Source organism: Roseixanthobacter glucoisosaccharinicivorans (assembly GCF_043195095.2).
Classification (GTDB): domain Bacteria; phylum Pseudomonadota; class Alphaproteobacteria; order Rhizobiales; family Xanthobacteraceae; genus NCEH01.
In genome coordinates this window covers 121763-135075 of the sequence record NZ_JBAFWN020000003.1, presented here as the reverse complement: position 1 = coordinate 135075, position 13313 = coordinate 121763, and the positions used below count along the sequence as shown (strand labels likewise).

9 protein-coding genes are annotated in these 13313 nt (G+C 64.4%); 5 read left to right on the top strand and 4 right to left on the bottom strand.

From position 1 onward, the window contains the following. Positions 1-36: 36 nt before the first annotated feature. From phaZ to V5F78_RS24540, 3 genes are all read right to left on the bottom strand, one after another. Positions 37-1026: a polyhydroxyalkanoate depolymerase gene (gene phaZ, locus V5F78_RS24550; RefSeq protein ID WP_509210861.1), complete on the bottom strand. Its 990-nt coding sequence runs from the start codon at positions 1024-1026 to the stop codon at positions 37-39. 347 nt (positions 1027-1373) lie between these two features. Next, positions 1374-3164 carry a PHA/PHB synthase family protein gene (locus V5F78_RS24545; protein WP_394071869.1) on the bottom strand — a complete coding sequence of 597 codons (1791 nt, stop codon included), beginning with the start codon at positions 3162-3164 and terminating at the stop codon, positions 1374-1376. After that, positions 3161-3769, bottom strand: a complete 609-nt coding sequence (locus tag V5F78_RS24540) for a TetR/AcrR family transcriptional regulator (RefSeq protein ID WP_213375435.1) — start codon at positions 3767-3769, stop codon at positions 3161-3163. The genes V5F78_RS24545 and V5F78_RS24540 overlap by 4 nt, the downstream gene beginning before the upstream one ends. Before the next feature lie 147 nt (positions 3770-3916). Here V5F78_RS24540 and V5F78_RS24535 point away from each other — a divergent pair, with 147 nt between their 5' ends. From V5F78_RS24535 to phbB, 5 genes are all read left to right on the top strand, one after another. Next, positions 3917-4249: a phasin family protein gene (locus V5F78_RS24535; protein ID WP_213375434.1), complete on the top strand. Its 333-nt coding sequence runs from the start codon at positions 3917-3919 to the stop codon at positions 4247-4249. A 143-nt stretch (positions 4250-4392) separates the two neighbouring features. Then, positions 4393-5463, top strand: coding sequence for an HlyD family secretion protein (locus tag V5F78_RS24530; protein WP_213375433.1), 1071 nt, complete (start codon positions 4393-4395; stop codon positions 5461-5463). Further along, entirely contained in the window at positions 5460-8249 is a 2790-nt protein-coding gene (gene rbbA / locus V5F78_RS24525; protein WP_394071878.1) for a ribosome-associated ATPase/putative transporter RbbA, read from the top strand. The genes V5F78_RS24530 and rbbA overlap by 4 nt, the downstream gene beginning before the upstream one ends. Before the next feature lie 2 nt (positions 8250-8251). Beyond that, a complete protein-coding gene (locus V5F78_RS24520; protein ID WP_213375432.1) occupies positions 8252-9364 on the top strand; it encodes an ABC transporter permease in 1113 nt (370 codons plus the stop codon). Between the two features lie 133 nt (positions 9365-9497). Then, positions 9498-10220 (top strand): acetoacetyl-CoA reductase, encoded by a 723-nt coding sequence (phbB, locus tag V5F78_RS24515; RefSeq protein ID WP_394071868.1) that lies wholly within the window; start codon positions 9498-9500, stop codon positions 10218-10220. A gap of 197 nt (positions 10221-10417) precedes the next feature. Here the strand turns inward: phbB and V5F78_RS24510 are convergent, their stop codons facing one another. Then, complete coding sequence (locus V5F78_RS24510; protein ID WP_394071867.1) at positions 10418-13261, bottom strand: cation-translocating P-type ATPase; 2844 nt, start codon at positions 13259-13261, stop codon at positions 10418-10420. Positions 13262-13313: the final 52 nt, after the last annotated feature.

The following is a 13313-nucleotide window of genomic DNA, read 5'->3' as shown; positions in this document are numbered from 1 at the left end:
CCGGAATCCCGCGCAGGATACGTGCGGCCGAAGGGCTCAATTTCCATTCTCCCGAATGAAGCGGCTGATATGCGGAAGAACCTCCTGCCGCCAGCGGGAGCCGAAGAACAGCCCGACATGACCAGTGTGCGGGCAGAGCAAATGGCCACGCCGTTCGGCGGGTATCCCCTCACAGAGATCATGGGCTATCCGCGTTTGGCCTGGACCTGAAATATCGTCAGCCTCGCCTTCGATGGTCAGCAGCGCGGTCCCGGTGATGCGTTCAGGGGTGATTGTCGTGCCCTGCCACGCCAGGTGGCCTTCTGCCAAGGCAGACTGCTGGAACACCAGGGCGACCGTGTCGAGGAAGAATTCCGCCGGCACATCGTAGGTCTGGCAGAAAAGCCTGAGGAAAGGGTGGCCCACGGCATCGCTGCCGTCGTCCTGAAAGATCTTGGCGAGAAGTTCGCCACCGCTCGCGCAATGACGGAACAGATAGGTCGAAAGCATCATCAACTCGGTGCTACCCGGATAGACACGCCGGCCGTGCCCTCGCCGGGAGGCGGGAACGGTGGAGATGGCACAATTCTCGAACCACGCCGGAGGCAGGCTGCGTGTCAGGAGATCGACCCGGGTCGGGTTGATGCGCGTGTCGAGCTTGCCGCCCAGGAGCGTCAGCGTCGCGGGCCGCCCCAGATCCTCCGAGAGGATCGCCGCCGCCGCCAGCGCGGGCAAGGCGGACTGGCAAAGTCCGATCACATGGGTTCCAGCCCCGAGATACCGGATCGTCTCGACGACATAGGTGATGTTGTCTTCGAGGCGGAACGGACCGTCTCCGGCGGGAACGTCAGCGGCGTCTTTCCAGGCGAGACAATAGACGTCGTGCCAGGGCAGTAGTCCAAGGATCATGTCGTAGAGAATTTCTGCCCTCATGCCGGAGAGAGGCGCCACGAGGAGAATCGGGGGCCTTTGTCCGGTCAGATCGGCCTCGAAATGCAGAAGGCGGCCAAATGATTTTTCGACTACGCTTAGTTCTCGAACGCTCACCAACCTCCCGTCGATCACTATATGTTCGATACCAATCCTTGGACCGAGCGGTAAGTCGTTTTGTGTTGTGAGACCACTGATGTGCGCTCGAGGGCGACCCGAGCGTGGGGCTTGTTCCTCTTCCGCAGAGTGCTTTTTATGCGGCACTGGAAGCTGCCCCGTAAAGATCAATCTCACATCCTTTCACAGTTGCCTGAATACGTGATGCACCAGCTTCACGTCCCCCGAGGCTGCGGCGAACAAGTCGACGTCGTTGCGTGCGGCGATCAGCACCAGAGAGGCTGTGCCTCCGGGGCTGCAGCGCATTGAAGGCGTGATTGGTGAGGAAATCCCAGGTCATCACACCCTCATCGCTGCAAAACGTAGGTGCCCGGCGCGTCCTCGATCGGCGGATAGCCTTTGTCCGGAGCGCCCATGCCGGGGTGCGGTATGGGTTCCGATGAGGAACGGGCACCGAGCCACTGCGTCCACTCGATCCACCAGGAGCCGTCCTTCTGTTCCGCCGCGAGGAGCCATTCCTCCGGACCGAGATCGAGGTCGGCAACGTGCTTCGTGGCCACACGGAAGCGGCGCCGGGGATGGCCGGGCTCGCTGACGATGCCGGCATTGTGGCCGCCGCTCGTCAGGACGAAGGTGACGTCGGTGTCCGTGAGCTGGTGGACCTTGTAGACGGACCGCCACGGCGCGACATGGTCGCGCTCGGTACCGACGACGAACATGGGGACGCGAATATTCTGCGGCGCCACAGGGCGGCCGTCGACCATGAAGCGGCCGGCCGCCAGCTCGTTGTCGAGATAGAGGCGGCGCAGATATTCGGAGTGCATCCGGTAGGGCATGCGGGTGGAATCCGCGTTCCATGCCATGAGGTCGATCATGGGCGCGCGCTCGCCCATGAGATATTCGCGGACATGACGCGACCAGACGAGATCGTTGGTGCGAAGAAGCTGGAAGGCGCCGGCCATCTGGTCAGCCGCGAGATAGCCCCGGTTCCACATCACGCTTTCAAGGAAATGCATCTCGCTGTGGTCGACGAAGAGCGCGAGTTCGCCAGGCTCGGTGAAATCGATCTGGGCGGCAAACAGGGTGACGGAGGCGAGCCGGTCGTCGCCGGTCCGTCCCATGGCCGCGGCGGCGATCGCCAGCAGCGTGCCGCCGAGGCAGTAACCGGTGGCGTGGATCTTCCGATCGGGAACGATCTCGCCGACTGCGTCGAGGGCGGCCATCACGCCCATGCGCCGGTAGTCGTCCATGGTGAGGTCGCGATCGGCGGCGTCCGGATTGCGCCAGGAGACGCAGAAGACCGTGTGTCCCTGCTCGACCAGATAGCGAACGAGCGAATTCTCCGGGGACAGATCGAGAATGTAGTACTTCATGATCCAGGCCGGGATGATCAGGACCGGCTCCGCCCGAGCCTTGTCGGTCGTCGGGGCGTATTGGATCAGCTCGATCAGGTGATTGCGGTAGACCACTTTGCCGGGCGTGACGGCAACATCCTTGCCGGGAATGAAGCCGTCGGTTCCGACCGGCGGCTGATTGGTGGCGGTACGCGTGGCATCCTCGACGAAGTTGCGCCAGCCCTGGATGAAGTTCGCACCGCCGGTCTCGACGGCCTTGGTTACGACCTCGGGATTGGTGAGCGGATTGTTCGAGGGTGAGAACATGTCGAGCAGCTGGCGGGCGAGGAAGGAGATGACGTGCTCGTGGTGCGGTGTGACGCCGGGCACCTCATGGGTCACGTTGTGCCACCATTGCTGATTGAGCAGGAACGCCTGGGCGAAGGCGGCGTAGGGCTGTTTCTTCCAGCCCTCCGCCGCAAACCGATAGTCCCCGGGCAGCGGCTCGATGCACGGCGGCGTATCGGAATGGGTGCTGGCCGCGGCGAGGTAGCCCAGAAGGCGGCTTGTCTTGCGCTCCGCCTTGTTGACGAGCTCAGCGCGCTTGCCCGGGGCCGCCGCCAGATGAATTGACCAGTCAAAAAAGGCGAGCGCGAGGGAGGCCGGGGAAAAGCCAGCCGTGGCCTGGGCGACGAACACGTCACTCATGCGGTCGATGGCACGAAACCCTTCGGTGCCGACGCTCTCTTCGCCTGCCGCGACTACCGCCGTCGAAGGCTTGGCGGCGGAGGCTGCTGCCGTCATCGGTCGTCTCCTTCAGCCGCGCGCGCGGCCACATCATAGGGACGGTCGCCGATCAGAACGTTGAGGAGTTGGACGGTGAGCTGCTGGACCTCTCCGTCCTCGGTATCAAGCAGCGGCTCGATCGTGAGGACCTCCCTGACGGCACCGATTCCCAGGAGCACGGCGGCGATCAACGCGGCGCGCCGCGCGGAGGACGGATAGGTCATCTTTGAAATCGGCTCGATGAAATCGGCCAGAGCGCTGTCGTGCAGGATCCTGGAGGCTTCACGGCTGCTCAGCGAGCGCATGACGATATCGAACGCCCCCACCTCGTCGTCGTCGCGTGGTGCCTTGTGCGAGAGGAGCTCGGTCGAGAGCGTGGCGGCAAGAAGGCCCGGCGAGATCCCAAGGAAACGTTCCGGGCGTGTCGTTGCCCGGATAGCCTCGGCGAAGAGCAGTTCCTTCGAGCCGAAGGACCTGTGCACGTGCGCGACGTCGACACCGACATCGGCGGCGATCGCCCTGAGCGATGTGTCCTCATAGGACTGCCGCGCGAACCGCAGGATCGCCGCCTCGAGGATTTGCTCGCGCTTGGCTGCTGCGGCGCGGGCGGTGGATCGGGCCATAGGGAACTCCAGATTTCGTTTGCGTTTATGAAATGCCTACCGGTATCATAATTTTGGTCAACGCGCGTTGCGCTAAATCAATGACGACCGGCGCCTTGATAATAGAATAATGGTGTCAACCACTTTTCTTGAAAGGATTACCTTGTCATGGCGACCGAAACGACAGTGCCGAAAAGCCAAACGGCCGCATCCAATCCCCTATTCGCGTCTCTGGGCAATACAGACTGGGCAAAACTCTGGAGCGACGCGCCAGCAAGGATTTACGCCGACGGATGGGGGAAGGTTCTGGGCCTTGCCGCAGACAGGCTGCAGGATCAGGCAACTTACCTGAGACAGGTCTCCCAGTGCACTGATCCCGCTGAAGCGTTGAAGCTGAATGCCGCGTTTGCGCAACAGTCGGTGTCGCATCTGCTGGAGGACGGAACGAAGATATTCGACGGCATCCGCACCAGCATCGCAGCGGGTGTGCCGGGCAAATAATATCTGAGCCGCCTCGTCCGCTGCCCTGGCGGCGGACGAACCCGATTTTCCAGTAAGACCTTCGTTGCGGATAGCTCTCGTGCGCGCGGCAACCCATGTGCGCGATGAATACTTGCGGGCTCAATCCGGGGAGAATTCGAGACATGAAGGAAAGCCGGAGGCGCTGGTTGGTCGTTCTTCTTGCTGTCGTCGTGCTGGGCGCCGGCTATTACGCTTGGAGGACCTTCGCCAATCCTAGCCTTCCGGCCGGCATCGCCAGCGGCAACGGCCGGATCGAGGCGACGGAGATCGATATCTCGGCCAAGACGGCCGGACGCATCAAGGAAATCCTCGCCAACGAAGGGGATTTCGTCACGGCCGGCCAGATCCTCGCCCGCATGGACACCGAGCAGCTGGAGGCGCAACGCCGTCAGGCGGAAGCGCAATTGCGCAGGGCGACCATCAGCATCGACACTGCCAGGAGCCTCGTCGTCCAGCGCGAAGCGGAAAAGGAGGCGGCTGTTGCAGTGATCGAGCAACGTGACGCGCAGCTCGACGCGGCCCAGCGGAAGTTCGCCCGCTCGGCGCAGCTCGTGAAGACCAATGCTGTCTCGCAGCAAACCTATGACGACGATTTCGCCAACGAAAAAGCGGCAACGGCGAACGTCAACGCGGCCCGCGCGCAGCGCGCCGCCGCCGAGGCGGCGATCAGCGCGGCGAAGGCCCAGGTGGTGGATGCGGAAGCGGCGGTTGATGCGGCGCATGCGGCCATCGAGAGCATCACCGCCGATATCAACGACAGCGTGCTGATCTCACCGCGTGATGGGCGGATCCAATATCGTGTGGCGCAGATCGGCGAGGTGCTGTCCGCCGGCGGCCGGGTTCTCAACCTCGTCGATCTCGGCGACGTCTACATGACGTTCTTCCTGCCGACCGCGCAAGCCGGGCGCGTGGCGATCGGTACGGATGTGCGCCTCGTACTCGACGCGGCCCCACAATATGTGATTCCCGCCAGGGTGACCTATGTCGCCGATGTCGCCCAGTTCACGCCCAAGACCGTCGAGACGGAAGAGGAGCGTCAGAAGCTAACGTTTCGCGTCAAGGCGCAGATCCCGCCCGAGCTCCTGCGCAAATACATTCAGCAGGTGAAAACCGGCCTGCCGGGCATGGCCTATGTACGGCTCGATCCTGAGACCGAATGGCCCGCGGACCTGAACAGGGCGCCGGTCGAATGAAGCCGGGGCCGGAGACCATCGCGGCGCCTGCCGTGTCAGGAAAGCCGGTCGTCCGGCTCGCGGCCGTCGGGCTGTCCTACGGCAAGACCCGTGCCCTCGACGCCGTCAGCCTCGACATGCCGTCGGGCTGCATGGTCGGGCTGATCGGCCCGGACGGGGTTGGAAAATCGAGCCTCCTGTCCCTGGTCGCCGGCGCTCGCGCGATCCAGGACGGCCGGATCGAGGTGCTTGAGGGCGACATGGCCGATCGCGTCCATCGCCGGCAGGTCTGCCCGCGCATCGCCTATATGCCGCAAGGGCTCGGCAAGAACCTCTACCCGACCCTTTCGGTGTTCGAGAATGTCGATTTCTTCGGCCGCCTGTTCGGACAGGACCGGGCCGAGCGGGAGCGCCGGATCGGCGCGTTGCTGGAGAGCACCGGCCTCGCCCCCTTCGCCGATCGCCCGGCGGGCAAGCTGTCGGGGGGCATGAAGCAGAAGCTCGGCCTGTGCTGCGCCCTGATCCATGATCCCGACCTGCTCATCCTCGACGAGCCGACCACCGGCGTCGATCCCCTGTCGCGCCGCCAGTTCTGGGAGCTGATCGAGTCCATCCGCGCCGGCCGGCCGGGCATGAGCGTCATCGTCGCCACCGCCTATATGGAGGAAGCCGCGCGTTTCGACTGGCTGATCGCCATGGATGCCGGCCGGGTACTCGCCACCGGGACGCCTGCGGATTTGCTCGCGAAGACCGGTGCTTCCAATCTCGATGCCGCCTTCATCGCTTTGCTGCCGGAAGAGGACCGCGCCGGGCACCGGGAGGTGGTCATCCCGCCCCGCGCTTCCGGGGCTGACGGGGAGATCGCGATCGAGGCCGAGCACCTTTCGATGCGGTTCGGCGATTTCACCGCCGTGGACGATGTGAGCTTCCGCATCGGGCGCGGCGAGATCTTCGGCTTCCTCGGTTCCAACGGCTGCGGCAAGACCACCACCATGAAGATGCTCACCGGGCTCCTCGCCGCGAGCGAGGGCACGGCGCGGCTGTTCGGGCAGGAGGTCGATCCCGACGACATGGAGGTGCGCCGCCGCGTCGGCTATATGAGCCAGGCCTTCTCGCTCTATACCGAGCTGACGGTGCGGCAGAACCTCGACCTGCATGCCCGCCTGTTCGCCATGCCGGCCGCGGCCATTCCGAGCCGGATCGAGGAGATGGCGCAACGCTTCGATCTCGCCGAGGTGATGGACGCGCTTCCCGACGCGCTGCCGCTCGGCATCCGCCAGCGCCTGTCGCTGGCCGTGGCGATGATCCACGCGCCGGATATGCTGATCCTCGACGAGCCGACCTCCGGCGTCGATCCGGTGGCGCGCGACGGCTTCTGGCAGATCCTCTCCGACCTGTCCCGCAAGGACCAGGTCACGATCTTCGTCTCCACCCATTTCATGAACGAGGCGGAGCTGTGCGACCGCATCTCGCTCATGCATGCCGGCAAGGTGCTCGTCAGCGACACCCCGGCCGCGATCATCGCCAAGCGCGCGGCGGCGACGCTCGAAGAGTCCTTCATCGGCTATCTCGAGGACGCCATCGGCGCGGGACGCGAGATGCCTGTGCCCACCCCGGTGCAGAGCATGGCGGTGGATGGGACGGCACCACCGCCCCCCGCTGTTCCATCCACCGATCGTTTCTTCAACCTGCGGCGCATGCTCGCCTACACACGGCGCGAGGCGCTCGAACTGCAGCGCGACCCAATCCGCGCCACGCTCGCGATTCTCGGCACGGTCATGCTGATGTTCGTCGTCGGCTACGGCATCAACATAGACATCGAAGACCTTTCCTTCGCTGTGCTCGATCGTGACGACACGGCAATCAGCCGCGACTACGCGCTGCAGATCGCCGGCTCGCGTTACTTCACCGAGAAGGCGCCGATCACGGATTATGCCGACCTGGACCGGCGTATGATCAACGGAGAGCTGAGTCTCGCCATCGAGATTCCCCCCGGCTTCGGCCGTGAGGTGGCGCGCGGCCGGAACGTGGAGATCGGCGCCTGGATCGATGGCGCCATGCCGACCCGCGCCGAAACCGTGCGCGGCTATGTGCAGGGCATGCACCAGAGCTGGCTAACGCAGAAGGCGCGGGAGCTGTACGGCGACGCGGCGACCGTCGGCGATTTCCAGCTCGCCATCCGCTACCGCTACAATCCCGGCGTCGAGAGCCTCGTGGCGATGGCGCCGGCGGTCATTCCGCTGCTGCTCCTGATGATCCCGGCGATGCTCGCCGTGCTCAGCGTCGTGCGCGAGAAGGAGCTCGGATCGATCATCAATTTCTACGTCACGCCTGTGACGCGCCTCGAATTCCTCATTGGCAAGCAGCTTCCCTACGTCGCGCTCGCCATGCTGAACTTCTTCATGCTGACGGCTGTCGCGGTCTTCATTTTCCGCGTGCCGTTCACCGGCAGCTTCCTCGCCTTCACCTGCGCGGCACTGCTCTACGTCATCGTCACGACGGGGATGGGCCTGTTCATCTCGACCTTCATGAACAGCCAGATCGCGGCCATATTCGGGACCGCGCTCATCACCCTCATTCCGGCCGTCCAATATTCCGGCATGATCGACCCGGTTTCGTCGCTGCAGGGCGTCGGTGCCCTGATCGGGCGGATTTATCCGACCACTTATTTCGTGACGATCTCGCGCGGCACCTTCTCCAAGGCACTTGACTTCAGCGATCTGTGGGGCTCGTTCGTGCCATTGCTCATCGCCATTCCCGTGCTGCTCGGCCTCAGTGCCATTCTCCTCAAGAAGCAGGCGGGCTGAGCATGCACACTGCCAACATCCTGCAGCTCGGCATCAAGGAACTGCGCGGCCTCGCCCGCGATCCCATGCTGCTGGTGCTGATCGCCTATGCCTTCACCGTCTCGATCTATACCGCCTCGAAGGCGATGCCGGAGACGCTCAATCGGGCGGCGATCGCGATCGTCGACGAGGATCAGTCCCCCGCTTCGTCGCGCATCGTCACGGCGTTTTTTCCGCCCTATTTCTCGATCCCGAAACTCATCACCCAGTACGAAATGGACAGCCGGATGGATTCCGGCCTCGATACCTTCGCGCTCGACATTCCACCGAACTTCCAGCGCGACCTCCTCGCCGGTAAATCGCCGACTATCCAGCTCAATGTCGACGCCACAAGGATGTCGCAGGCGTTTAGCGGCGGCGGATACGTTCAATCGATCGTGTCCAGCGAGGTCAGCGAGTTCCTGAACCGCTACCGGAGCGTGGCAAGCGTGCCGGTCGACCTGACGCTGCGCGCCCGCTTCAATCAGGAACTGAACAAAGGCTGGTTCGGCGCCATTACCAATGTCATCTCGTCCATCACCATGTTGTCGATCGTCCTGACCGGTGCCGCGCTCATCCGCGAGCGCGAGCACGGCACCATCGAGCATCTGCTCGTCATGCCCGTCACGCCCACCGAGATCATGGTGAGCAAGATCTGGTCGATGGGGCTCGTGGTCCTTCTCGCTTCCGCCTTTTCGCTCGTCGTCGTCGTGCAGGGCTTGCTTGCCGTGCCCATCGAAGGCTCGCTCGCCCTCTTCCTGTTCGGCGCCGCCCTGCAACTCTTCGCCACCACCTGCATGGGCATCTTCCTCGCCACCATCGCCGGCACCATGCCGCAGTTCGGCCTGTTGCTGATGATGGTGCTCCTGCCGCTTCAGGTTCTCTCCGGCGGCGTGACCCCGCGCGAAAGCATGCCCGAGATCATCCAGATCATCATGCTGGCGGCGCCCAACACGCACTTCGTCATTCTGGCGCAGTCCATCTTGTTCCGCGGCGCCGGACTTGACGTCGTCTGGCCGCAGCTCGCCGCTCTGTTGGCGATCGGGGCGATTCTGTTCTTCTTTTCGCTGCGGCGGTTCAGACAATTCCTGAAGTAGAACGTGATCGAGGGATTCGCGCTCTTCCAGCAAGTCGGCTCCACAAGACCGGCGACGTCTGCGACCAGGTAATCACCGAGCCGCGCAGGCCGAATGTCCGCGCAGGCGGTTTCAAACCAAAGGAGTTCCTTGAATGAGTCGTATTGCTCTCATCACCGGAGGCGTCACAGGGATCGGGGCCGCCACTTGCCTCGCCCTCAAGGCGGCCGGCTACCAGGTCATCGCCAACTATTTCGGCAACGATGCCGAGGCGAAGGAATTCGCCAATGCGAGCGGCCTTCCCGTCTATGCCTGGGACGTGGCCGATCTCGATGCCTGCACCAAAGGAGTGGCAGACATCACCGCCCAACACGGGCCGATCGAAGTGCTGGTCAACAATGCCGGCATCACCAGCGACGCGATGCTCCACAAGATGACCGGCGAGCAATGGCGCTCGGTCATCGACATAGATCTCGGCGGCTGCTTCAACATGTGCCGCTCGGTGATCGAGGGCATGCGCGAACGCCGCTTCGGCCGCATCGTCAACATCTCCTCCGTGAACGGCCTGTCGGGTCAGGCGGGCCAGACCAATTACGCCGCCGCCAAGGCCGGCGTGATCGGTTTCACCAAAGCGCTGGCGCTCGAGGGCGCCTCGCGCGACATAACCGTGAACGCCATCGCCCCTGGCTACACACAGACCGCAATGGTGGCAGCGGTGCGACCCGACATTCTGGAGAAGATCATCGAGGGGGTGCCGGTGAAGCGGCTCGCCACCCCGGAGGAGATCGCCCGCGGGGTCGTCTTCTTGGTCGCCGACGACGCCGGCTTCATCACCGGCCAGACGCTGTCGATCAATGGCGGCAAATACATGACCTGACGGTCGTCATCGAAGAGCATGGATAAGATGGGGCGGCCGGCCTACTGCTGGCGGACTAGGCCAGTTCCTTTTTCCCCCTGCGGCAGCTGCTTGGGTAGGTCGGCCGTGGCGCGCCGGCATGTCGCGGGACAGGTGGGGATCCGCCATGGGGCGGGGCCTGCGTCGCGCGCTTTCCCGATCGATCAGGCCGTCCGCGATCATGCCGATCGTTCGGAGACGCCAGCGGATATCGTGTCCCCGCCAATCCTTCGCGTCGCGATCTTGCTCAACTCGCGCAGCCACAGCACCGAACTCGACACCGCCGCGCAGAACAGCCAGTCTCCGGTGTTCAAGCTGACGGTCGAGAACGCGTCCTGCAGGAAAGGCGTGTAAACGACGCAAGCGTGCAGCAGCAGCGAGAGCACGACCGCACTCCAGAGCCAGCGGTTGGTGAAGAGGCCATGGAATACGCTGCGCTCGTCGGAGCGTGCATTGAAGACGTTGAAGAGCTGGAACATTACGAGCGTCGTAAAGGCCATCGTCTGGCCATAGGCGAGAGTGCCCGAGCCTTCGATCATTCCTCCAGGCAGCGCGGCGTCGAAGACGAATAGCGTGCCGACCGTCATGATCGCTCCCACGAAGAAGATCCCCACCCACATGCGCCCCGTGATCACGCCCTCGCCCCGCGGACGGGGCGGCTGGCGCATCACGTCCTTGTCCGCCGGGTCGACGCCGAGCGCCAGCGCCGGCGCACCATCGGTGACGAGATTGATCCAGAGGATCTGCGTCGCCAGGAGCGGAAGCACGACGCCGCCGGTCGCCGCGCCGGTCAGTCCGATCACGTCGGCGAGGAGAATGCCGAAGAACATCGTCATGACCTCCCCGATATTCGACGACAGCAGGTAGCGCAGAAACTTCCTGATGTTGGAGAAGATCGCCCGCCCCTCCGCGACGGCGGCGACGATGGTGGCGAAATTGTCGTCCGCCAACACCATGTCGGCTGCTTCCTTGGAAACGTCGGTGCCGGTGATCCCCATGGCGACGCCGATATCGGCGGCCTTCAGCGCGGGGGCATCGTTGACGCCGTCGCCCGTCATGGCCACCGTCTCCCCCGCGCGCTGCAGCGCTTTGACGATCCGCAGCTTGTGCTCGGGATTGACGCGCGCATAAACGCAGACCTCCTGAACGGCTCGGTCCAGCTCCGCCTCGGTCATGGCCGCGAGCTCCACGCCGGTGATGGCGCGCCCTCCCGAGGTGATGCCAAGCTCGGCGGCGATGATCGCCGCGGTCACTGGATGATCGCCGGTGATCATGATGGAGCGGATGCCCGCGGCCTGCGCCCGCGCCACCGCCGCGCGCGCTTCCTGGCGCGGCGGATCGATCATGCCGATCAGGCCGAGGAAGACGAGATCGTGCTCCACATCCTCCTCGAAAGCGTCATGGTCCGGACGATCGGTCGGCAGCGAGCGGAAGGCGACGCCAAGCGTCCTCAGCGCCTCCTGCGCGAGTGCATCGTTGCTCGCCATGATCTCGGCCCTGCGCGCCTCGGTGAGCGCGACGGCGTCCCGACCGACAAGCTCATGGGTGCAGCGCGCGAGCAGAATATCAGGCGCCCCCTTGGTCACCGCGACCAGACGCTCGGGCTGCTCCGCGTCGGTATGGACCGTGCTCATCAGCTTGCGTTCGGAAGAAAACGGCACCTCGCCGACCCTCGCGAAGCGCGCATCGAGGACTTCCGGAAGCAGGCCTGCCTTGCGCGCCGCAACGATCAGGGCGCCCTCCGTCGGGTCCCCTTGGACGGACCAATTGCCGTCGCGCTCCTGCAGCACCGCGTTATTGGCCCGTTCGGCGGCCGTCAGCGCGCGCGTAAGCTCGAACTGCAACGGCTCGCCGCGCGATTGCGGTCCGACGAGCTGTATGTCGCCGTGCGGCGCATATCCGGTCCCCGACAGATTCGCTCCGCCGCTCGCCGTTATGAGCCGGCGCACCGTCATCTCGTTCCTGGTCAGCGTGCCGGTCTTGTCGGAGGCGATGACGGTCGCCGAGCCAAGCGTCTCCACGGCGGCGAGGCGGCGAATGATCGCCTTGTTCTTCGCCATGCGCTGCATGCCGAGCGACAGCACGGCGGTCACCACCGCCGGCAGTCCTTCCGGCACCGCGGCGACGGCGAGCGCGACGCCGAGAATCAGCACGTCGAATATCTCGGAGAAGCCGCTGATATCGCTGACAAGGAAGATGGTGCCGATCATCACGAGTGCGATAACGACAACGGTGACCGCCAGTGCCTTGCCGACGCGGTCGAGCTCTCGCTGCAGCGGCGTGATCTCGTCCGGGGCCTTTTCCAGCATGCCGGCGATGCGCCCCATGGCGGTCCGCATTCTGGTCGCGGTAACGACCGCGCTGCCATGTCCATAGACCGCCGTGGTCCCACTGAAGACCATATTGTGCTGGTCGCCGAGCTCCGACGTGCCGGTGATGGGCGCGACGTGCTTCGAAACCGGCAGGCTCTCGCCGGTGAGCGCGGCCTCCACCGTCTGCAGGGAGGTGGATTCGATCAGCCGCGCATCGGCGGGAATGGTGTCGCCTTCCGCAATGAAAACGATGTCTCCGGGCACGAGTTCCGCCGCCGGAATGCTCCGCCTGTCGCCGTCGCGGATGACGCTCGAATGGGTGGCGGACATCTGCCGCAGGGCCGCAGCGGCCCGCTCCGCCCGGGCTTCCTGGATATAGCCCATCAGAGCGTTGAGAATCACGATGGCGAAGATCGCCAGCGCTTCGTAGGGCAGCGTCGTGTCGCGCTCCTGCAGCCAGATCACGGCGGAGATCATCGCCGCGGCGAGCAGCAGAAGCACCAGCACGTCGGTGAACTGGTCGAGGAACTTCAGCCACTGCGGACGCGGAGGCACCGCGTCCAGCTCGTTGCGGCCATAGTGCTCCAGGCGCCGCGCCGCCTCTGTCAAGCTGAGGCCGGACTGCGGCTGCGTCTTCAAGGCGGCGACGACCTCTTCGGCAGTCTGCCGGTACGGCTCATCGATGATCGGGTCGGCGGATGTGACGGGCATGCCGCAACGATACGCATCCGCGATGGATTGCAATACGGGACTTCTCTTGGCG